At 42.3% G+C, this 20464-nt stretch carries 22 protein-coding genes, 1 tRNA gene and 1 riboswitch; of the genes, 3 read left to right on the plus strand and 20 right to left on the minus strand.

What is annotated here, in order from left to right:
• Positions 1–23: 23 nt before the first annotated feature.
• The 15 genes from FHS10_RS04475 to FHS10_RS04545 all read right to left on the minus strand — a co-directional run bounded on the left by FHS10_RS04475 (position 24) and on the right by FHS10_RS04545 (position 12776).
• Positions 24–1364 carry an OmpA family protein gene (locus FHS10_RS04475; RefSeq protein WP_259087989.1) on the minus strand — a complete coding sequence of 447 codons (1341 nt, stop codon included), beginning with the start codon at positions 1362–1364 and terminating at the stop codon, positions 24–26.
• A gap of 286 nt (positions 1365–1650) precedes the next feature.
• Entirely contained in the window at positions 1651–2379 is a 729-nt protein-coding gene (locus tag FHS10_RS04480; protein WP_259087992.1) for an esterase family protein, read from the minus strand.
• Positions 2380–2448: 69 nt separating this feature from the next.
• Positions 2449–3039, minus strand: coding sequence for a GDSL-type esterase/lipase family protein (locus FHS10_RS04485; protein WP_259088001.1), 591 nt, complete (start codon positions 3037–3039; stop codon positions 2449–2451).
• A 143-nt stretch (positions 3040–3182) separates the two neighbouring features.
• Complete coding sequence (locus FHS10_RS04490) at positions 3183–3554, minus strand: DUF1801 domain-containing protein (protein ID WP_259088003.1); 372 nt, start codon at positions 3552–3554, stop codon at positions 3183–3185.
• 1 nt (position 3555) lies between these two features.
• Positions 3556–3912, minus strand: coding sequence for a DUF1801 domain-containing protein (locus tag FHS10_RS04495; RefSeq protein WP_259088005.1), 357 nt, complete (start codon positions 3910–3912; stop codon positions 3556–3558).
• Positions 3913–3920: 8 nt separating this feature from the next.
• Complete coding sequence (locus tag FHS10_RS04500) at positions 3921–4328, minus strand: hypothetical protein (protein WP_259088007.1); 408 nt, start codon at positions 4326–4328, stop codon at positions 3921–3923.
• Positions 4329–4441: 113 nt separating this feature from the next.
• Positions 4442–5248 carry a helix-turn-helix domain-containing protein gene (locus FHS10_RS04505; protein WP_259088009.1) on the minus strand — a complete coding sequence of 269 codons (807 nt, stop codon included), beginning with the start codon at positions 5246–5248 and terminating at the stop codon, positions 4442–4444.
• A 24-nt stretch (positions 5249–5272) separates the two neighbouring features.
• The gene (locus tag FHS10_RS04510) at positions 5273–6085 is read right to left on the minus strand and encodes an oxidoreductase (protein WP_259088010.1); all 813 of its coding nucleotides are present in this window, start codon (positions 6083–6085) and stop codon (positions 5273–5275) included.
• Positions 6086–6281: 196 nt separating this feature from the next.
• Positions 6282–6668: a response regulator gene (locus FHS10_RS04515; RefSeq protein ID WP_259088012.1), complete on the minus strand. Its 387-nt coding sequence runs from the start codon at positions 6666–6668 to the stop codon at positions 6282–6284.
• Between the two features lie 90 nt (positions 6669–6758).
• Complete coding sequence (locus FHS10_RS04520; protein ID WP_259088014.1) at positions 6759–7364, minus strand: TetR/AcrR family transcriptional regulator; 606 nt, start codon at positions 7362–7364, stop codon at positions 6759–6761.
• A 75-nt stretch (positions 7365–7439) separates the two neighbouring features.
• Complete coding sequence (locus FHS10_RS04525) at positions 7440–8981, minus strand: DHA2 family efflux MFS transporter permease subunit (RefSeq protein ID WP_259088019.1); 1542 nt, start codon at positions 8979–8981, stop codon at positions 7440–7442.
• A 63-nt stretch (positions 8982–9044) separates the two neighbouring features.
• Entirely contained in the window at positions 9045–9788 is a 744-nt protein-coding gene (locus FHS10_RS04530) for an SDR family oxidoreductase (protein ID WP_259088025.1), read from the minus strand.
• Between the two features lie 272 nt (positions 9789–10060).
• The gene (locus FHS10_RS04535; protein WP_259088026.1) at positions 10061–10657 is read right to left on the minus strand and encodes a LutC/YkgG family protein; all 597 of its coding nucleotides are present in this window, start codon (positions 10655–10657) and stop codon (positions 10061–10063) included.
• Positions 10654–12039 (minus strand): lactate utilization protein B, encoded by a 1386-nt coding sequence (locus FHS10_RS04540; protein WP_259088027.1) that lies wholly within the window; start codon positions 12037–12039, stop codon positions 10654–10656. Before FHS10_RS04540 ends, FHS10_RS04535 begins: the two co-directional genes overlap by 4 nt.
• Positions 12039–12776 carry a (Fe-S)-binding protein gene (locus FHS10_RS04545; protein WP_259088029.1) on the minus strand — a complete coding sequence of 246 codons (738 nt, stop codon included), beginning with the start codon at positions 12774–12776 and terminating at the stop codon, positions 12039–12041. Before FHS10_RS04545 ends, FHS10_RS04540 begins: the two co-directional genes overlap by 1 nt.
• A 656-nt stretch (positions 12777–13432) precedes the next feature.
• A riboswitch (SAM riboswitch) is annotated at positions 13433–13543 on the plus strand.
• 50 nt (positions 13544–13593) lie between these two features.
• Here FHS10_RS04545 and FHS10_RS04550 point away from each other — a divergent pair.
• Positions 13594–13664: transfer RNA gene (locus FHS10_RS04550), tRNA-Cys, on the plus strand.
• 146 nt (positions 13665–13810) lie between these two features.
• Here the strand turns inward: FHS10_RS04550 and FHS10_RS04555 are convergent.
• The gene (locus FHS10_RS04555) at positions 13811–15250 is read right to left on the minus strand and encodes a DUF3943 domain-containing protein (protein ID WP_259088030.1); all 1440 of its coding nucleotides are present in this window, start codon (positions 15248–15250) and stop codon (positions 13811–13813) included.
• 202 nt (positions 15251–15452) lie between these two features.
• Between FHS10_RS04555 and FHS10_RS04560 the strand changes: the two genes are divergently transcribed.
• Together FHS10_RS04560 and FHS10_RS04565 are read left to right on the plus strand one after the other, a co-directional pair.
• Positions 15453–15836: a transmembrane 220 family protein gene (locus FHS10_RS04560; protein WP_259088031.1), complete on the plus strand. Its 384-nt coding sequence runs from the start codon at positions 15453–15455 to the stop codon at positions 15834–15836.
• An 85-nt stretch (positions 15837–15921) separates the two neighbouring features.
• Positions 15922–17049 (plus strand): C1 family peptidase, encoded by a 1128-nt coding sequence (locus FHS10_RS04565; RefSeq protein WP_259088034.1) that lies wholly within the window; start codon positions 15922–15924, stop codon positions 17047–17049.
• A 162-nt stretch (positions 17050–17211) separates the two neighbouring features.
• On the opposite strand, the gene FHS10_RS04570 is transcribed toward FHS10_RS04565, so the two are convergent.
• From FHS10_RS04570 to FHS10_RS04585, 4 genes are all read right to left on the minus strand, one after another.
• Positions 17212–18057 (minus strand): transglutaminase-like domain-containing protein, encoded by an 846-nt coding sequence (locus FHS10_RS04570; protein ID WP_259088036.1) that lies wholly within the window; start codon positions 18055–18057, stop codon positions 17212–17214.
• A gap of 4 nt (positions 18058–18061) precedes the next feature.
• Entirely contained in the window at positions 18062–18799 is a 738-nt protein-coding gene (locus FHS10_RS04575) for a proteasome-type protease (protein WP_259088039.1), read from the minus strand.
• A gap of 174 nt (positions 18800–18973) precedes the next feature.
• Positions 18974–19906, minus strand: a complete 933-nt coding sequence (locus tag FHS10_RS04580; protein ID WP_259088049.1) for a bestrophin family protein — start codon at positions 19904–19906, stop codon at positions 18974–18976.
• Between the two features lie 19 nt (positions 19907–19925).
• A complete protein-coding gene (locus FHS10_RS04585) occupies positions 19926–20405 on the minus strand; it encodes a hypothetical protein (protein WP_259088052.1) in 480 nt (159 codons plus the stop codon).
• Positions 20406–20464 lie beyond the last annotated feature (59 nt).

Raw genomic sequence — 20464 nt, forward strand, 5'->3', positions numbered from 1 at the left:
TAATATTAATATTTAATTAAAAATTATTTTTGTTTGAATTGAACGCGACGGTTTAACACGCGGCCTTCTTCAGTTGAGTTATCAGCAATTGGTTGAGTTTCGCCGTAACCTTTTATTTTAACTTTTTTAGCGTCAACACCAGAGTTAACTAAGTAAGTTTTTACTGAGTTAGCACGATCTTTTGATAAAGATAAGTTATGAGCAGCAGTACCTTCAGATGAAGCAAAGCCGTCAACTTCAACACCTTTACCTGATGAGCGTAAATCGGCAGACGTAGCATCTAACACAGGGTAAGATGAAGTGCGTAATACCGAGCTATCAAATTCAAACTGGATGTTTGAGTAAGGAGTGCCTACTGGTTTAGCTGTTAATGAAGAATCTGGTTTAGGGAAAACAATAACACAACCAGAACCATCAACTACGCTACCTGCAGGAGTACCTGGGCATTTGTCAAACTGATCGGCAACACCGTCACCGTCAGAATCTTTTTTCAGGTCGCTAACCGCAGTTTCAACATTGGTAACACGGCCTTTTAAAGCTTCAACCTCCTGGCGTAAAGCAGCGTCGTATAACTCATCATACATCTGAGCAACCGGGTTAACCCACTCTAAGTTTTTCTTTGAGCTTGAGCCAAAAGTATACTCTAAACCACCGTAAGTGTATGAGTAGTGGCTAAAAGTAGGATAGGTATTTTTACCTGCAAAATTATATCCCTGAACAAATGATACGGTGTAACCTAAGTTTAACGCTAACGCATCGCTTAGTTTGAATTTAACACCTGCACCAACCGGAGCAAATAATTCTTTAACGTTTTTATCGCCAAATGGCAAAGTTTGTACAGTACCGTCGGCTAAAGTGTTGCTTTTAATCTTGTACATGTCTAAACCTAAACCTGCAGAAGTGTAAAAGTTAACGCTGTTTTGGCGGTGTAAAAAGCTTACGCTTGCAATGTTAAATACCGCGCTTAAAGCACCTGAGTTAAAGCTGGTTTTGTATTCGCTGATACCAAATTTTTCAGTGCCAGCTTTATCAATACCGTGAACTTTACCACCCAAATAATCTAACTGTAAGCTAAAAGTGTGTGAAAGTTGTTGCCTTAATGATAAGCCATAACCTAAATCAGCTTTGAATTTGTTGGTAGTGTTGATGCTAAATGGCACCAAACCATCAGTTACACCTGCGCTAATACCAATGCTAAAAGTGTTGTACTGTCCAATACCGCCAAATACCTTGGCAGTAGAGGCTTCAGACGACGTTGTGGTGGTTGCGGTTTTGGTAGAATCGGTTTGCGCGCTGGCCATACCTACAACTAACAAAGAAGCAATCGACAATGCGGCTGTTTTCTTTAATGTAGAATAATTCATAGTTTTTAGATTTGTTTTCAATAGTAGTTACCCACTAAAAGTTCTTAATAAATTATGGTAATAACTCTCAAATGAGAGAAAAGTTTTCTATTCAGAAAAAAAAATCAGTCAGTGTGAGCTTTTGTTGTTAATTACGCCACTAAATATACCTTTTGTTAAAAGTTTATTATTTAATTCAGCGTTTGATAGTCAGCTTGTTAATTAAGATATGTATTGAAAAGAAGGCTTTGTAACAATAATATTATAGAAAATACTTTTTGTTTTTTTCGCCTGCTAAAGTTCACATTTACAAATACAGATGCACCATCTGTTTCCAATAGCGTGGGCGATGGGCATAATTATCCCATATATATAGTTGATGGGCGATTCCTTTTGCGGATAATAAGTGGCTAAAGTTGCGATTACTGGTGATAAAAGGGTCTGTTTCACCAACTGCCATAATGATCTCCATTTTTTTGATCGTATTTAAAACAGATTCATCTTCCATATTGGCCATAAATTGTAAAGGCATGTTGAAGTAAATGTTTTCGTCCCTGTAGCCATCAAAGAGATCTTTGAAGTCCTCAATTTGTTGTGTAAGATCATACCTGCCGCTCATGCTGATAACTTTCTTAAACAATGTAGGGTGTTTCATTGCCAGGTTAATGGCATGATAGGCTCCCATGCTACAGCCGGCAACCTCAAAATATTCGCCTTTATTTTCGGTTTGCATCACAGGAAGCACCTCGGTAAGAATGTATTGCTCGTACTGCAGGTGACGTTCTATGCGTGTAACAGGATGTACCCAATGATTATAAAAACTTTCAGAATCTATGCTATCTACACAAAAAAGCTGTAGTTCGCCGTTTTCTAATTTATCTTTTAAAGCATCAACAATTCCCCAATTTTCATAATCATAAAACCGGGCCATGCGGGTTGGGAAAAATAATACAGCCCTGCCCGCGTGCCCAAACACTAACATTTCCATATTGCGGTGCAGATTTGCACTAAACCATTTATGGTATGTCCGGTTCATGATTGGGTTGGCATTTTGCTGCGAAATTTCCAAAACGAATGTTACTTCAAATTAAATAAATGGTAATGCTTAACGGTTAATATGGTCATTGATCACTTGTTTCCATAATTGATAACCCGCGGGGCTTAAATGCAGCCCATCGCCTACAAAATACTCTTTTTTTGGATAGCCTTTAGCATCAACCATCTCCTTATAAATATTAATAAATTGCCAGTTGTTGGTGTTTTTAACAATTTCGGTTTCAATAAGGTTGTTGGCGTACTTAAACTTGTCTATAATATTCCAGCGGCTGAGGCTTGGTTTTAGGGAAACATAGTAACAAGGCAAATCGCCAAAACGGTGTTGCACCTTGGTTACCAGTTGCTGAAAAAATATAAAAAGCTCTTCGGGATGGCGGCCGTCGCCCAGGTCGTTATCGCCGGCATAGATCACCAGCCGTTTAGGTTGATAGCTCATCATTACTCTTTCAAAAAACCAAACACAGGCGGCAAGAGTTGAGCCGCCAAAGCCCATGTTAATAGGCTTAAGGTCTTTAAAATCGTCGTTAAGTGTGGTCCATAACCTTACCGATGAGCTGCCATAAAAAATGGTTTCTGGCTCATATGTTCTATTTAAACTAACCTTTTCAAGCTGCTTAATATCTTCTTCGTACCAATACATGAAAAACTTTATCTGTTGCGCATTAAATTATTTGCCGGGTGTAAATTAACGGATTTAATTTCCACCCGGCGATGCAGTTAACCGGCAATATAGGAGTTTATTGTTTCCCCGGTGTTAAATTGGCTTTTTTTAGCTTTAAACAGCTATTTTGTTTTTATTATACCGGTTTTATACAGATCTAAAGCCTGCTTCAAAATAGTTTCGATGGTTTCTATTGGCAAATCTTGCTGGGCATCAAAAAGCATAATTTTCATACGTGCACGTTTTTCAATGATCAGATCCGGGTGGTTAATACGCTGTCCCTCTACAATCCCAATATAAGGTTGCAGGATAGTTTTGTGTACCCACAGGTAACAGAACATTTTGCCTTTATAACAAAAGAAAGGCATGCCATATTTCCATGCAGGGGTAATGGCGGCGTCCTGTTTCAGGATAATTTCGCGCAAGGCCAATAAACAGCCTCTCACAGGTTCTTCTTTTTGAAGGTAAAAATTATCAAGTTGGGTTAATGTCATGTTACATGTCCTTTTTCACCAGGTTGATAGCCATATCCAAAACCTGCCTGATGGTATCAACCGGTAGTTCTTTTTGGGGATTGATGATCATGATCTTAATGCGGGAACGATTTTCGAAGGTGAGGTTTGGATGGTTTATGAGCTTACCCTCGCTAAAGCCGATGAAAGGTTGCTGCAGTTTGGTGTGCGTCCATAGGTAGCAGAACATTTTGTTTTTATACAAGAAAAACGGCATGTTAAATTTCCAGGCATTGGTAATATCCGGATCATGGGCCAGGATTAAATCCCGTAAAGCTAAAAAGGCGCTTTTCAGTGGCTCATCCTGTTGCAGGTAAAACTCATCAAGTTTGGTTAGCATATTTACATTTACACTATCGACCTGTTTTTAACGATTTTAGAAGCGATAAACGAAAACAATCCCAGTACAATACCCGAACCAATACCAAACATCAGCACGCCCAGTATAAACATAGCCACTTTGGGCGGCACGGGCATAACACTGTTTTGGTATAGATGTGCTTCGTTGGCGTGGTGGGCAATGTAAGCATCAAATAAAAAAATATGTACCAGCGAGATCCATATTGAATTAAAAACGCTTACCATAAAGCCGTTTAGAAAAAAACTTTCGGTACATTTTTTCGCCACAACATAGGCACAGATCAAAAATATAGGCAACCAAAAGAATGCTTCACCGCCCGATGGAATAAAATAAACGGTAGCAAAGCTCATGGCCAGGCCAAATAAAGAGAGTTGAAAAATTAGTTTCCAGTTCATTGCTGTTTAGGTTAGGATAAGCTTATTTTATATAAAGCTATTGAAAATGAATCAGAAAAACGAGCAAACAATCTTTACGCTTTGGGTTGCTAAGAGAATTGAATATGTAAGGCTCAAACCAACGACGGCGAAACACCAAAAGCCTTTTTAAACGTGTAGGAAAAATGGGATAGGTTCTCAAAGCCAACATCCAGGTATACATCTGATGGTTTACGGCCTTTTTGGCTGATAAGATAGTACGCCTCCGCTAACCGTTTTTGTTGAAGCCATTGGCCTGGCGAGGTGCGGAATACCTTTTCAAAGTCGCGTTTAAAACTGGCCAGGCTGCGGCCTGTAAGCGTGGCAAACCGGGCGGTGGGCACATTGTACATGTAATGTTGGTTCATGTAGGCCTCCAGGTCAATTTTATAAGGTTCACTAAAATCAAAAAGGAAATCGTAAAATGTGGGATCGAGCCTTAATAACAATTCAACGGCTTCCCGGCTTTTTAGCTCGGTCATAGCGCTGCTGGCCATTTTGGGATGATCAAAATAGGGGAGTAGCGAATCAAAATAACCTTTGATGAACGGATCTGGCGGCAATATCCTGATCTTATCGCCCTGGTAGTTATTCGCGGGCGCAAGTTTATTTTCGGCGCTGTATCGGCGTAAAAAAGCCTGGTCTAAAAATATATTTACTGCCTTGAAATCGCCGCCGCCAATAGGCGGCACCTTGTCCGATTTGATGAGTTGATTCCTGCGTACCAACCCAATTGTGCCCGGCCCTGCAACCTTCATCCCCTCATTGGTTTTAAAATGACTTTCGCCCGATATGATATAGCCAAAAGCATGCTCCTGCACAAAGGATTCATTAGCCCGCTGTTTTTTATCTACGCAGGAGTAAAGCAGGTTATCAAACTGGATATGGTTTTTATCGTTCATGATGTTGCGGATTAAAGATACCGATTACTTTAATTGGCTCATCAACATGTTATCCATAGCGCGGTCTGGCAGCATCTTTCGTAAAAACAATACCAAGCCGGCCATGTAACCTCCGTGATACCTTGTTTTTGGGATTTTAGTAGCAATAGCCTTACGTACCAGGTTTACAATAACAATAGGTTCGGCGTTGTTAACTTCGGCCTTTTTGCGAACCATGTCGAATTGCGCGGCGAAATCGCTATAAGCAGAATCGCCTGATGCCTTGGCCATATGGTTGGATGCAATTTCGCTCCAATCAGATTTTACGCCGCCGGGTTCAATTACCACTACATCAATGCCAAAACGCTTTACCTCGTTGCGCAGGGCATCGCTTAAAGCCTCCAGAGCAAATTTACTGGCATGGTACCAACCGCCTAAAGGCATAGAAACTTTACCCCCTATGGATGAAATATTGATAATGCGACCATTGCGCTGCTTGCGCATGTGAGGTAAAACCAATTGAGTGAGCCTTGCGGCACCTATTACATTTACCTCTAACTGGTAACGGGCATCAGTCATAGATACATCTTCAATAGCTCCGTACGAGCCAAAACCGGCATTATTGATCAATACGTCTATATGTCCTTCGGCTTTGATGATGGTATCAATGCCGGCAACCATAGCATCTTGGTCGGTTACATCCATGGCCAGTACTTTAACGCCAAGTTTTTTAATGTCGTCCATCTTTTCGAGCCGGCGGGCGGCACCGTAAACGACATAACCATCTTTCAATAATTCTTTGGCCATTTCCTTACCCATCCCGGCAGACGCGCCGGTTATTAATATTACCTTTTTCATTTTGTTCTGTTGTTAATTACAAAACAAATGTCGGCTTAAAGGGAGAGGGGAAGGTTTGGCAGGAAGCTCAACTTTGTTTTGGTGAGAGGCTCAGGTTGGATCCGAAAACTGTTGTGTTGCAACAAAACAGCAACATGCTATAATCCCAACATGCTAATCAAAGCCCTCTCCTTTGGAGAGGGTTGGGTGAGGCTCATTACACATGCTCAATATCCCCCGCCTTTAAAAGGCATTCCTTCACCGTGTTTAAAATATCGCTTAAATTAAAAGGCTTGGCAATAAATGCATCTGAGCCATAGCTACCTAATGATTCCAGCACACGCGGGTAGGCCGAAACCATAATTACCGGTACATGTGCCGTTAACGGGTTAGTTTTCATGATATGGCAAAGCTCGCCGCCGTTGATACCGAATAAAATATAATCGAGGATCACCATATCGGTATTAAAAGCGATAGCTTCCCGGCATATGTCATCAGTGTAGTTTAGAGTTTTAACCTCGTAGCCCTCCATTTCAAGGGCATCCTTCATCACCTCAAGGATATCATCACTATCATCGAGTATCAAAATCTTTTTCGACATCATTTTATATAATTGGTACAGGTAATAACGTACCGTGCCTATAGTTTGTTTTTGACGAACACAACATAGTGTTGTAATATTTGAGTTACAGGTTTATAATTTTAAACCGGCCACCAGGGCGTCAACGGTTTGTAAAATTGTATCAAGGCTGGCCGGGGTGTTGGTCACCTTGGCTATCATAATACCACCTTCAATGAGCGCTATCATAGCTAATGATATACTATTTGCGTCGGCGTCAGCTTTAAATTCGCCGGCTGCAATGCCGCTTTGTATCAGGTTTTCTATCGATTTTTTCCAGCGTAAAACAGCGTGCGCAGCTTTATCTTTGAGCATGGGATTGGTGTCATCGGCATCAACCGCGGTATTCAATATGGGGCAGCCGCCTGCCGGGAATTTATTACCCTTTGTAAAACTGTGGTAAACCTGGGCGTATACCCTTAACTTATCGTAATAGGTACCTGCTTTTTGAATGCGATCCAACACCTGTTTCCTGATCATGGCCGAATTATGATCAAAAGCTGCTGCCGCTACTTCTTCTTTATTGGCAAAATTGCCATAAATACTGCCTTTAGTGAGGCCGGTAGCGTCGGTCAAATCGGATAGGGAAGTGCCTGCATATCCCTTTTTGTTAAAGATAGGGGCTGTAGTTTCTACAATAAACTGGCGGGTTCTTTCGGCTTTTGATAATTCCTTTTCCATCATACAAATATACCATATGGTATTTTAAGATTATAATTTGCTTCGCGACGGCATTTTTTTAATTTCTGCGGATAATTAATGATCGCTAACCAACACTACCGGTCCGGCCTGTTTTTTCCGGTTCAATACCAGCACCAATAGTGGCATTGATAGTAAAAACAACAAACCAACAAATATATAGGCGTCAAGATAGCTCATTAAAAAGGATTGCCTGTTAATACCATTATCGATAACCGCCATAGCCTTATGCTGGGCATCAAAAGATGAAGCCCCTTTGCCGGCAAAGTATTGGGTTAAGCCATTTACACGTTGAGTGGCTTGTGGGTTATATACGCTGATGTTGGAGATGAGGTCATTGCGATGCGATCCAAAACGATGGGCCACATAGGTGTTGATGATGGCGATACCAAATGAGCCGCCTAATTGCCGCATCATGTTATTTAATGCAGCGCCTTGTGGTACATCTTTAGCTTCTAAACCCGATACAGCAAGCGCCGTTAAGGGAACGGTTAAAAATGCCAGTCCGAGCGCTCTGAAGATCAATGTACGTGCCAGGTTACCGGGTGTAGATTCAAGATTAAAACCTGCCATTTTGTAGCTGAACATGATAAACAGGATAAACCCGGTAAATATGATGATGAGGGGGGACACTCCCTTTTTTAGCAATGTGGCCGAAAATAATAGCCCGAATATAGCCAGGATAGCCCCCGGCAACAACGTAAGCCCCGTCATGGTAGGCGGAAAACCCAGCACCCTTTGTGCCAATACCGGCGTTAAAAATACCGACGTAAACAAGCCTACACCGGTAACAAAAGTAAGGATGGCTGCTACCGCTAATGATTTGCTTTTTAATACCCGCAAATCAATAACCGGGTTAGGTATGGTAAGTTCCCACCAGATAAACATCAGGATGCTGAATATGGCGGTTGCGGTTAACGCGATGATGTAATTAGCCGAAAACCAATCGTCTGTTTCGCCGCGTTCCAACACAGTTTGGAGCGATCCGATGCCAATCACTAATAATAAAATTCCCCACCAGTCTACCGCTTTAGGTTCAACTTTCACGGCGGGTTCGGTAACCAATAGCAAGCTTGATACGGTTACGGCAATGCCAATTGGAATATTAATATAAAAGATCCATGGCCATGAATAATTTTCGGTGATAAAACCGCCCAGGGTAGGGCCAATGGTTGGCCCTAAAAATACGCCTACACCAAACAGCGCGCTGGCAATACCGCTCTTCTCTTTACCGTAAACTTCAAACACAATGGCTTGCGATACGGATAGCAATGCACCGCCACCCATGCCTTGTAAAAAACGGAAGGCAACCAGCGTCCAGATATTGGGCGCCAGGCCACACATGGCCGAAAAGAAGGTAAAGGCGATGATAGAGCCTATGTAGTAATTACGCCTGCCCAGTTTGGTGGCCAAAAAGCTGGTCATGGGAATGATAATGATGTTGGCTATAGCATAAGCCGTAATAACCCATGAGGTATCCTCAAGGGTTGCACCCAAATTACCGCTCATGTGCGATAGGGCTACGTTTACAATGGAGGTATCAATCAGCTCCATCATAGCTGCGGTAATAACGGTGATGATCAGGATGCTCTTTTTCATTTGGATAAAGCTTACATTTATCATAAAATATACCATTTGGTATATTTTATGATAAAATTTTTATTAGGCTCTTGGCAAATTCATTACTCTTAAAGCTTCATCGGGGTTTGAAAGGTATAGGCGATAGAAATCTTCGGTGTTAGCAACCCTGATCTCATAAGTATCACTTTCCAGTGCTGCCAAAAACTCATCTGCAACCTGTGAGGCCGGGATACCATTTTTGCCGCCTATCTCGGCCGAAAACTCCGTATCAACCAATGGAGGCATCAGTTCAAAAACTTTTACGCTGGTTTCAGTTAATGCTAATCTTAAAGCGCGGGTATAGGCGTGTAAGGCTGCTTTAGTTGCGCTATAAGTGGCTAACCTGGTGCTTGGTGCAAATGCTACTACCGATGATACGTTTACGATGGCAGCATCTTTTTGGCCTTTAAGGGATGATAATAGTTTTTCATTTAAACGGATTACCGACAGGTAGTTGGTAAGCATTTCTTCGCCGGCTTTTTCAAAAGTATTGGTTTCGTTAAGCAGATCATTCAGGTTGGCCGCACCTGCATTATTGATCACAATGTTAAGTTCGGGAAAATCGCTGTTTAGTTTGTTAACCAGTTTTTCAACATCATCTGCATTTGAAACATCGGCGGTGATGGCTGTTACATTTTGTAATTGAGCTGCCGCTTTTTGCAAACGATCGGCATTACGACCGATAATGATCACGTGGTTATCTTTTGCCGATAATGATTTGGCTAATTCAAAACCTATTCCGGCGCTGCCGCCTGTAATAAGTATGGTGTTTTTTAAGGTTTTCATTTTAGTTATTGTTGACTTGTTAAATTCAACGATGCAAAAATATACCGATTGGTATATTTTTGCAATAGGCAAAACTCATCCTTATGTCATCATTAAGATGGGGCGCGTTTAAAAGCGTAAGTGAAACTATTAAGAGAGACTTACGAAGTTTTTAAAACTTCGTAAGTCTGAATTTGCGACATGCCATTGATGCACGCTAACATTCCTCATAAAAAAGCCCGCTGTTAATCACGCAGCAGGCCAATTAAAAATATATAAACCAAATATATAGGCTATGGAAGTATAAACACCGATAAACTCCTTGGCCCGTGTGCACCTATCACCAGGGATTGTTCAATATCGGCAGTTTTGGAGGGGCCGGATATAAATGCACCGTACCCGTATTTAGCATCGCCAATAGTTTGATAAGCCTGCACCATGGTAGGTACCAGGTTATCTTTATTAATCACTATGGCCAGGTGCTGGGCTATAAAAGGTAATACCCTTACAGTCATCTGCTGTTCGGTAAGCCAAAGCGCGCCGTTTTCGGCCACGCCAAGGTTTGATGGCAGGATGCAAAGCTCCACATCGGCAAAGCTGTGCGATAACTCATGTTTAACATCTTCTACATTGGTATACTCATCCAATTCGGGAACGCCTGAGATGATCTTTACACCAGGCTTAAACTCTTTTTGCAGGATGGCTTTAATGGCATCGTAATCGGCCACTTCGTAAACAAAGCTGCCGCCTGCGGTACCTACCGCGGTATAGCGTTCCACAAGATTGTCACCGGTGTCGGTAAGCGTGTTTAACATTTTCAGGTCGGGTAATTCAGCATAGCTAAACTGGTTTGCCTTTACTGCTGCTAATATTTTATTCCTGCTGCTCATTTCTTTTGCTCCTTTCTTTTAGCATACCATTCGCCAAAGGATTGCTCCGGCGCTTTGGGCATTTCACGATGTTTGTACCATGGGTTGGCCCCATTATTTACAGCAAATGGCGCGTATTTAAACGTTAGTCTACCCATTTTGCCCGCGGCACGATACAAAGCAGGAGAAGCCAGCGTAAAGGCCATGCCCTTCATGGCTATAGTTTTGGCCGTGGGTGTATAACCGGCTTGTACAATAACCTGTCGCCATTTGTATAGCTGGTCATGAATATCAATTTTTACCGGGCACACATTGCTGCATGATCCGCATAGGGTAGAGGCAAAGGGCAGATCGGCATACTTTTTCATATCGAGGTTGGGGGCAAGGATACTGCCTATTGGCCCTGCAACCGCGGTGTGGTAACTATGGCCACCGCTTTTGCGGTAAACCGGGCAGGTATTCATACAAGCCCCGCAACGGATACATTTTAACGAGTTGCGAAAATCCTCGCGACCAAGCTGGATACTCCGGCCGTTATCAACAATTACAATATGAACTTCCTTACCATCCTGTGGTTTGGCAAAATGGCTGGAGTAGGTTGTGATGGGCTGCCCGGTAGCACTGCGGGTAAGCAGGCGCAAAAATACCCCCAGGTGTTTACGCTCGGGGATAATCTTTTCCATACCCATGGATGCAATGTGGATCTCGGCCAGGTGGGCGCCCATATCAGCATTGCCTTCGTTGGTACAAATTACAAATTCACCGGTTTCGGCAATGGCAAAGTTTACGCCCGTAAGTGCGGCGCGGCGCGTTAAAAATACTTCGCGAAGATGCTGGCGGGCAGTTTCGGTCAATATTTTGGGGTCCGATTCCCCCTTGGCCGAGCCTAAATGCTCATGAAAAATATCGCCTATTTCTTCTTTCTTTTTGTGGATGCATGGCAGTACAATATGGCTTGGTGGTTCGCCGGCCAATTGTACAATGCGCTCGCCCAGGTCAGAGTCTATCACGTCAACACCCCGTTGTGCCAAAAACTCATTCAGGTGGCACTCTTCGGTAAGCATCGATTTACTTTTAACCATGCGGTTGATGCCACGCTCGCTCAATAGCTTATGGATGATCTGGTTATGTTCTTCAGCATTTGCAGCCCAATGCACTATAGCACCATTTTTAATGGCATTGGCTTCAAACTGCTCTAAATAACTGCTTAAGTTTGATAGTACGTTGTTTTTGATCTGCGAGGCGGTTTCGCGCAGCAACTCCCATTCGGGTAATTTTTGGGCTGCAATATCTCTTTTGGCACGTACCCACCACAGGGTTTCATCGTGCCAGTCAACCCGGGGTTCGTCCCGGTTAAAAATAGCGGCTAATTCGGCGTGGTCTTTAGTGGCGGTGCTGCTCATTAAATGCTGTTATTTAAAATTTCGGCCACGTGAATAACTTTAACATCGCTGTTTTGACGACGCAGGATACCTTCCAAATGCATCAAACAACTCAAATCGGCCGAGGTAATGTATTGCGCACCGTGTTCGATATGGTCATCTACCCGGTCTTTCCCCATTTTTGATGACACCGCTTCCTCAACTACGCAAAAGGTTCCCCCAAAACCACAGCAATCATCTGCGCGACTAAGCGGAACGAGTTCCAAACCCCTTACCAGGTTTAACAATTGTGCAGGTTTACTAAAAGCCGGCGCAACCAGCTCGCTCATTTGCGAAATACGCAAACCGCGCAAGCCGTGGCAGCTTTGGTGCAACCCAACCCTGTAAGGAAAAGTGGCATCCAAAATATCTATTTTTAATATATCTACTAAAAATTCCGTAAGCTCAAAAACCCGTTTACGGATCTCTGTTGCCATATCTTCGTTATCATGGGCGTGCAGGTGCTCCTTAATGTGCAGGGTACAACTGCCCGATGGGCACACAATATAATCGTACCCCGAAAAGTTATCTATAAACAGGCTATTACAGCCACTGGTAAGGTGCTCATAGCCAGAGTTGGCCATAGGCTGCCCGCAACAGGTTTGATTTTTAGGATAATGAACTTCGCAACCCAACTTTTCCAGCAACTCCAATGTGGCAATAGCCGCCTTAGGGTAAAACTGATCTACATAGCAGGGCACAAATAAAGCTACCTTCATTCTTTTTGTGTTTACTTTAATTGGTTAAAGCAATATTAACGGTTATAGTTTGTACAACTATCCCCATGTATCTGCAAAAAATGCAAATAATACGGTTGAATGCTTGATAACGAAATTACCGCAAATGCCAGGCCGGCTTGTCAGCTTTTTTAGCAAAAGATTAAGGCAGATTAGCGTTAATGAATAATAGGATAATCCATTAGATGGCGGAAAAGTGAAGGGTGGAAATTATCGTTAACCAAGAATCTGCCTCATGTCATCGCGAGTTTTAAAATTTCGCGAAATTCTGAAGGTGGAATGATATATAAAAAAGGGATGTTATCCTGAGCCTGTCGAAGGATAGCGGGCAAAGGCCTCTACGCGCGCGCTTCGACAGGCTCGACGATGACCGGCCCGCCCACTTCAAAAACAAAACTTGTCATTGGAGTTATAAAACCAAGGGATTCTGAGGGATGACAGTCTTTTTTACATCATTTTCCCATTCAAAGGACGCCGAATTTAACACTTGTAATGCGTTTTTATTTTGCTTTTTGAATTTATTTGCTTGATATATAGATAATTGATTGTTATATCTAATATATTCTACTATTTCTATAGGAATTATATAAAATGTATTTATATTTGCATTGTCTAAAAAAGACAATCGTTCTTTATTTAACTTATCAAGAAAGACTGAGGGAAAGGCCCAAAGACGTCTTAGCAACCTATACATCCGCATAATGTAAAAGGTGCTAATTCCTGCTCCATTCAACGGAGAAAGATAACATACCATCTTAGCCCCCTGCCAATCTAATAAGTGATTTTATAGTTTTTTTTAAGTCGCGTGACCGAGAGGATAGGTGGGGGTCTGCAAAACCCTAAACGGCAGTTCGAATCTGCCCGCGACATCTAATTTTAAGCTGAAAGCATAAGGCAGAAAGCTTAAAACCCAAAACAAACACCTTCAAAATTCTTAATCAGGAAAAAGCTTTATACTTTAAGTCTTCCGCTTTTATTTCCTGCTTTTTGCTTTTAGCCTTAGGCTTCCTGCTCTCCTAAAGGTTTCCTACAAAATACCGGAATGATGCCCTTAGGTAAGGATATTTTTTATCCACGTCGGGATGGTCGCGGTAATTACCCTCCAACCGGAAGTAACCCGGCTCAACAGCTATAGATAGCCTTTTGACGATTCTGTACATGATCTCGCTGCTAAATGTGTGCAAAAAATAATGTGATTGATTGCCGTTTATGGTATATATCCAGCCGCCGCGGTAATTTAGCCCATAAGAAAGTTTTTCGGCAATGTGTATAGTGCCACCTGCATTGTACGCGAAACCAGATCCGTAATCATAATTGCGGCCCCTGTACAAATATTGATCTGGCACGGCAGCAAGCAGGATCGGGCCGGCACCGAGGTTGGCATTAATGCGGAGGCCATGTGATAATTTATACTCCGATATGAGGTTAAACTTAACGCTTTGCGACCCGTAAAAGAAGGCCTCGTTGCGGATATAATCGTAATTAGCCGATAGGATGAGCAGCATTTCGGACTTATCCTGGTCTACTTTAGAGATATCCCAGCCGGTAATGGAACCGTAAACGCTGATGTTGTTTACCGCGCTGCTATCATCTCTGCCAAATTCTGCTGTAATAGATATATTGCTGAAGGGTTTTCTGAAACCTTCATTGGGTACACCGTACAATAACCTGGCCCTGCCAAACCAGCCAAACCTGCTGTGGGCGATAGGACTGGTCGATTTGCGGTTAAAGGTGCGTACCCCTAAGTCAAATTCAGCATTAACTTTGGATGAATCGCGTTCAACAGAGTTGCCATAAATTTTACCCCATCGGCCATCCAGCAGGCGGTTGAGGCCGTTCATGGGGTTTACTATAAAACCGGCCACTTCACTCAATTGCCTGTTAAATCCGCGGGCCTGGTTATTGATGATCCGGTTTGACAGCCGGTAGGTCATTTCGCCCAAAACTATCCCGCCAAAACTGGTATTAATAAAATCATTGGGTGCCGGTGCCTGGTTTTCGGCAAAAGTTTCCCAAAGGTAACTGCCCGCCATGGTAGCCGGTACGGCCTGCCAAAAGCTAAAACCATTACTCCTGAAAGCACTGTAAAACATACTGCCATGGTAAGGATGCCCAAACTGGTTGGTTTGAAAAGGATCATTATCAAACTCCCAACTGCCCGGGTTAAGGTTATGGCTAACGGTTTTCCACGAAATATGGGCGTAATCCTGGTTAACAATGTAGCGGTCGTATATCCAGGGGGTAAGTTCTGCAATGCCCAATTCAGTTACTGCCCTGCCAAAGCGCCGTTTAACAGTGGTATCGCGCACATCCCTTTTATAGCGCATCTTTACCTCGGGCTTTTGATTGAATATGCTGTTTTGAGCAAATAGGGAATGGGGTATCCCCAAAGCAAACAAGATGAAAAGACCGGAAAATGATATTTTGTTAAAAGGATAGGTATCTGCTAATCTCATACGCGGATTGTAAGGATGAAAGAATCTATTATCCCCAAAAGCATGGAAGCGGGTAAATTGTTTTGTGAATGTTAGATTTATGTTAACTGAGATACTTTTCGGGAAGGTATTTCATGCTGTTATGCCATCTGTAAGCCGAATTTATTATCTTTAGCCCGCTTAACCTGCTATAAGCCTCATTTAAAACTAAGGTTTATTAATTATGAAAATTTTCAACATCGTATTTGTTGTCCTCTTTGTCATTTTTGCAGGTTTACAGTATAACGATCCCGATCCGTACGTGTGGATGCCTATCTACCTTTACTGCGCCTTCTTTTGTTTTATGGCTATCAAAAAAAAGTTTTACCCGTTATGGTATGGTGTTGGCATTGTGATATTCATGCTTTATGCTGGTTATAAGGTTTTTGACAATAACGGTTTGATAGACTGGCTGCAACGCCACCATGCTGAAAGCCTGGTAGAAACGATGAAAGCAGAGAAGCCCTGGATTGAAGAAACCCGGGAGTTTTTTGGCTTGCTCATCTGTGTAGCTGTGCTGGCCATTAATTGGGTTTACGGCGAGCGTGTAAAAGCGAAATTTAATTAACAGGTAATCCTGTAACCCGTTAACGGTGAAATATTTTCGCCGTTAAAATTTATTTCTATTTTAGTGAAAAATCAATTTCTATAATATGATAAAATATTACCTGGCGTCATTTTTATTTGTTGCCACTATAGGCTATGCGCAAGCCCAGGAACCTGTTACCATAAAAAAGATAACTGCAGGTACTGTAAAATACCAGGGTGGTACTAATACCTGCTGGTCATTTTCCACTACGTCGATGGTTGAATCGGCCGAGATCCTGAATGAGAAAAAAGATATCGATCTGTCGGAACTGTTTACGTCCCGTAACCTGTTCATTGAAAAGGCCAAACGCTATATTTTATCAAATGGCACTACCTTGTTTGAGGCTGGCGGCCTTGCCCATGATGCCATGTATGGGATAGAAAAGTACGGTGCAATTCCGGATGAATTTTATACCCGTAAAAAAGGTGTATACTATTCAACCAAGGCCGATAGGCAGGTTGATGAGGTATTGAAAAATTACCTTGATTCGGTATTAAAAACAAAACCGATCAATCCCGACTGGCTTGCCGGTTTTATCAAAAAGCATGATGATATTGTTGGCGTTCCGCCACAAACCTTTACCTGGGAAGGTAAGGAATATACGCCCATCACCTTTGCAAAAGAGGTATTGAAATTTAACAGGCAGGAGTACGCCACCATCACCTCGTTCACTCACCATCCGTTTTATCAGAATTTTCCGTTAGAGATCCCTGATAATTTTTTGCTGCGTGAAAACTACCTGAACGTTCCGCTTGATGAAATGATCAAAATAGCCTGGGAAACCATCGAAAAAGGACAATCACTTGTAGTTGATATGGATGTGAGCAACAACGGCTGGAATTGCGGCAGCGCAGGTTATGCCTTGTTTGAAGACAAAAGATTTAAGCATGTAAGTAATGCTGATACCACCGAAATGGCTTATACCGTACCGTTAAGACAGCAGTTATTTGAAACCCTGGTTACGCAGGATGATCACCTGATCCATATTGTGGGCATCGCCAAAAGTAAAAACGGAAAAATATTCTTTATCCTGAAAGATTCTGGTGGCGATAAATACGGCCCGTACAAAGGATATGATTATGTATCGATAAACTACTTTGCCATCAACGCGCTGAGCATCACAGTTCCTGTAAGCGCGTTAGACGCTAAATATACAAAGCTTGTTAAAAGCCCGGTGCCGGTGATTAATTAAAGAAAAGTATAAAAGCCCGTGAAAGACTTACGAAGTTTTTAAAACTTCGTAAGTCTGGGATCTACGACTGTAATCGAGCCACGAAACAATGGCACTTTTTTGTTTTAAATGAAGCGCGTTTTTGTCCTTACTCTTTTGTCTAAAAGTCCTTTGTCCCAAACTCTACAAATACGATAGCCCGCTATGCTCACCCTCATTATAATAAATTGGCTCAATGCTATTTTCTGCCAGCTCGCAGCTTACCTGCATGGTGGTGAAATTAATGTTGCCAAAAATATTAGCGATGGCGTTATCGGCAGCATCCCGGCCGGTGGCTATTTTAATGAGACCGTTTAAGGGTACTAACCGGGTTGCGTCAAATAAAATCCACTTACCGCCTATGTAGGCCTCAAAGCAGGCGTGAAAATCGGGTGGATTAAGCTGATAGGCATAGCCTGTAAAATACCGGGCCGGAATAGTTAGTCCCCTGCATAATGCAATGCCCAGGTGCGCGAAATCGCGACAAACGCCGGCGCGTTCTTCAAATGTATTAAAAGCCGAAGTTTCGGCATTACTAAAGCCGCTTAGGTATTGCACATTGTAATGGATCCAATTGGTAAGGGCAACAACCTGCTCAAATGGATTAGTGATATGCCCAAACATGTTATGTGCGTGGCTGGATAGCTTATCACTTTGGCAATAACGGCTTGGGTTAAGGTAGGGCAACACCGATACCGGGAGTTGCGATACCAGGGTTATCTCCTGGTGCTCATAGTTGGTAAGCTCCACACAATTATCAACCAGGGCATTATAGGTAACTTTAACGGTACATTGCTCCTGTACCTCAAAACGAATCAGCCTGTTTTCGCCTTCGGCAGATTGCAACTCCTCGAACTTAATGTATGGCTCAATGCTAAACTCTTCGCTGATCACGGTTTGATTAGGTGTGCGTAACGCGTGGATGCTTAAAATCAATGTGCCTGGTGCCCATACTACATACTCCATTTGAGTAAACACATTGAATTTCATTTGCTCAGCTTCCGGTTTTAGTTTCTTCTAATTTATTAAATGTTGCATCCATCCAGTCCTCTGAGATATGCTCCAGGGCCAGTTTTAGTTCTTCGGCCCATTGGGTCGATATATATTCCAGGTCTTTCTTGTCGTAGCGCTGCTGTACAATATCAAAGCTGTCTTTTTTATAAACGGCCACATCTATCGGGAAATCCACGTTGTTTGAACTCACCCTTGTTGAATCGAAAGAGAGAAAACCCGTTTTAAGTGCCAGCTTCAAGCTACTATCCTCGGTAAGGATACGGTTTAAGATCGCCTTGCCATGGCCCGAGTTTCCTATCACTACGTAAGGCGCTCCTTGCCCAAGTTCAACCCAGTTACCTTCGGGATAAAGTAAAAACAGCTTGTGCTCTTCATCATCCTTTAATTGGCCGCCTATAATGGTATTTAAGTCGAACTTGAAGCCCGCTGCTTCTAACGAAGTTCTATCTTCTTTAGCCGCCCGTTTTATCTGCTCGCCAAAAGCGTTTACAGCTTTGTATAGTTTATTAAACTCGGTAGTTTCAAGCAGCTCCTTAAAATAAATCACCGCTTTATCCCTTACCGACCGTAAGCCGCTGGTCATGATGAAAAGCGAAAAATTGTCTTTTTGTTCTATGGTGATCTTCTTTTTTACGGTAGTATCTGTACCCGAAGTAATGCGTGTATCGGCAATGGCTAACAAGCCCTCTTTAACCTTAATCCCAAGGCAATAAGTCATTTTGATGATATAAATTTCCCGGTAGCCAAAGTAGGGAAAAGAGTCAAGAATTAAGAGTCAAGAATTAAGATAAAAATATTTGATGGCTTTAAAATTAAAAATCAAGAGTTAGGACAGAGTTGCGGAGAAGCAAATTCCTGTCTTAACTCTTGATTCTTAATTCTTGACTCTTTTCTATAGTATATAAAACACCGCTTGTTTTTGAGGCTGTTTGTTTACTACCGCGTCAATATCGCCGGGCAGCTCATCTTTCATCATTTGTTTTAGGTTTTTCTCAATTGTACGGCTAATGGTGGTTGTTGGTGTATCAGTTGGCATGTTTTCAAACGGATCCTGCAGGTGGATGGCCATTTTTTCGATGAGAAAAAAGGCCGATGATATGGCTATTACCAATGGCACCTGGAAAATTCCGAAAAACTCAATTAAACTAAATGGTAACAACAGTACAAAAAACAGCACCAGTAAATGGATATAAACACTGTAAGTAGCCGGGAAAACTGTATTTTTTATACGCTCGCACCCGCCCATGAAATTCATAAAATTGGTTAGTGTGCCATCAAGCGTTACCTGCTGGTACTCATTGATCCAGCCGAGTTTATACAGCGTACGCAAGTCATGGCCTTGCATCTCGTTAATAGCCAACGGCGCGTTGTCAGCCTTTTTTAAGGCTTTAAAGTCATCGTCATTTAAATAGGCCTCCAGGTTTTCTTTAGCATTTTGTCCGCGCAGGTGGCGGCTTAAACTGTAACACCAGGCCATTTGCCGTCTTATCATACGCTCTTTTAATGCACGTTTTTGTTCGCCATCATGGCTGCTATCCACAAAAGTTAGTATTTGGCGGGTAAAAGTGCGGCAGTCGTTTACTATGCCTCCCCACAGTATGCGGGCTTCCCACCATCTGTCATAAGCCTGGTTTGATCTGAAAGCCAGCAGGAGCGATATGATGGTCCCCAATATGGTTGATACCGTTAAAGGGATAGATACCGCTTTGAAATTATAATACTGGTGAATAAAATAAATAGTGGCCGAGTAAATGGCGGTTAAAATGAGTTCCTTTTTTATTTTACCAAATACATAGCTTACGGGGATATTTTCTTTTAATAGCATAGGTGTTAATTTTGAATGATTATTGGTGTTCTGTTAATTCCGGCTCGTTTACCACAATAGTGGCCAGTGTGCCCTGGGTTTCAGGTTTGGTTATTACCTCGATGCCGCTTTTTTTAATGAGTATTTCGGGATCGATGCTGTTTTTAAAAAGCAGTTGGTAGTTATCATGTGGCCTTACAATGGCATCAACTTCATTAGCCTCTAAAAAGTTATTGAACACCGCCACGGTGCTGCCGTAAAAAAAAGTAATGCCAATGTTGTTGATGAGGTGGCTATACTTGGTTTCCAGCTCACGGCAGCGTTTATAAAAATTATCAGGGATTTGCCGGTACTCCACATTGCGGCGCGATAGCATCAATAACTCGCTGATGGAATCGGTTATTTTAAGCATGTGTACCAGAACAATTTTTACCTTTTGCGGATAAAATTGTTGTGCTAATTCTGGAATACCCTGTATGGATTGCTGGGTAAAATCGGTAGGGATTAATAGCGTTTTCATAGATGTTTTAATTATTGGTGAAACCTTGTGTTATTTTGTTGATACAAGGTTAGCGCCCA

It is taken from the genome of Mucilaginibacter dorajii (assembly GCF_024808255.1).
GTDB classification, from domain to species: domain Bacteria; phylum Bacteroidota; class Bacteroidia; order Sphingobacteriales; family Sphingobacteriaceae; genus Mucilaginibacter; species Mucilaginibacter dorajii.

Coding starts and splice junctions, on each gene's coding strand:
- FHS10_RS04475 (WP_259087989.1), bottom strand. CDS start 1,364: ATGAATTATTCTACATTAAAGAAAACAGCCGCATTGTCGATTGCTTCT.
- FHS10_RS04480 (WP_259087992.1), bottom strand. CDS start 2,379: ATGAACCGGACATACCATAAATGGTTTAGTGCAAATCTGCACCGCAAT.
- FHS10_RS04485 (WP_259088001.1), bottom strand. CDS start 3,039: ATGTATTGGTACGAAGAAGATATTAAGCAGCTTGAAAAGGTTAGTTTA.
- FHS10_RS04490 (WP_259088003.1), bottom strand. CDS start 3,554: ATGACATTAACCCAACTTGATAATTTTTACCTTCAAAAAGAAGAACCT.
- FHS10_RS04495 (WP_259088005.1), bottom strand. CDS start 3,912: ATGCTAACCAAACTTGATGAGTTTTACCTGCAACAGGATGAGCCACTG.
- FHS10_RS04500 (WP_259088007.1), bottom strand. CDS start 4,328: ATGAACTGGAAACTAATTTTTCAACTCTCTTTATTTGGCCTGGCCATG.
- FHS10_RS04505 (WP_259088009.1), bottom strand. CDS start 5,248: ATGAACGATAAAAACCATATCCAGTTTGATAACCTGCTTTACTCCTGC.
- FHS10_RS04510 (WP_259088010.1), bottom strand. CDS start 6,085: ATGAAAAAGGTAATATTAATAACCGGCGCGTCTGCCGGGATGGGTAAG.
- FHS10_RS04515 (WP_259088012.1), bottom strand. CDS start 6,668: ATGATGTCGAAAAAGATTTTGATACTCGATGATAGTGATGATATCCTT.
- FHS10_RS04520 (WP_259088014.1), bottom strand. CDS start 7,364: ATGGAAAAGGAATTATCAAAAGCCGAAAGAACCCGCCAGTTTATTGTA.
- FHS10_RS04525 (WP_259088019.1), bottom strand. CDS start 8,981: ATGAAAAAGAGCATCCTGATCATCACCGTTATTACCGCAGCTATGATG.
- FHS10_RS04530 (WP_259088025.1), bottom strand. CDS start 9,788: ATGAAAACCTTAAAAAACACCATACTTATTACAGGCGGCAGCGCCGGA.
- FHS10_RS04535 (WP_259088026.1), bottom strand. CDS start 10,657: ATGAGCAGCAGGAATAAAATATTAGCAGCAGTAAAGGCAAACCAGTTT.
- FHS10_RS04540 (WP_259088027.1), bottom strand. CDS start 12,039: ATGAGCAGCACCGCCACTAAAGACCACGCCGAATTAGCCGCTATTTTT.
- FHS10_RS04545 (WP_259088029.1), bottom strand. CDS start 12,776: ATGAAGGTAGCTTTATTTGTGCCCTGCTATGTAGATCAGTTTTACCCT.
- FHS10_RS04555 (WP_259088030.1), bottom strand. CDS start 15,250: ATGAGATTAGCAGATACCTATCCTTTTAACAAAATATCATTTTCCGGT.
- FHS10_RS04560 (WP_259088031.1), top strand. CDS start 15,453: ATGAAAATTTTCAACATCGTATTTGTTGTCCTCTTTGTCATTTTTGCA.
- FHS10_RS04565 (WP_259088034.1), top strand. CDS start 15,922: ATGATAAAATATTACCTGGCGTCATTTTTATTTGTTGCCACTATAGGC.
- FHS10_RS04570 (WP_259088036.1), bottom strand. CDS start 18,057: ATGAAATTCAATGTGTTTACTCAAATGGAGTATGTAGTATGGGCACCA.
- FHS10_RS04575 (WP_259088039.1), bottom strand. CDS start 18,799: ATGACTTATTGCCTTGGGATTAAGGTTAAAGAGGGCTTGTTAGCCATT.
- FHS10_RS04580 (WP_259088049.1), bottom strand. CDS start 19,906: ATGCTATTAAAAGAAAATATCCCCGTAAGCTATGTATTTGGTAAAATA.
- FHS10_RS04585 (WP_259088052.1), bottom strand. CDS start 20,405: ATGAAAACGCTATTAATCCCTACCGATTTTACCCAGCAATCCATACAG.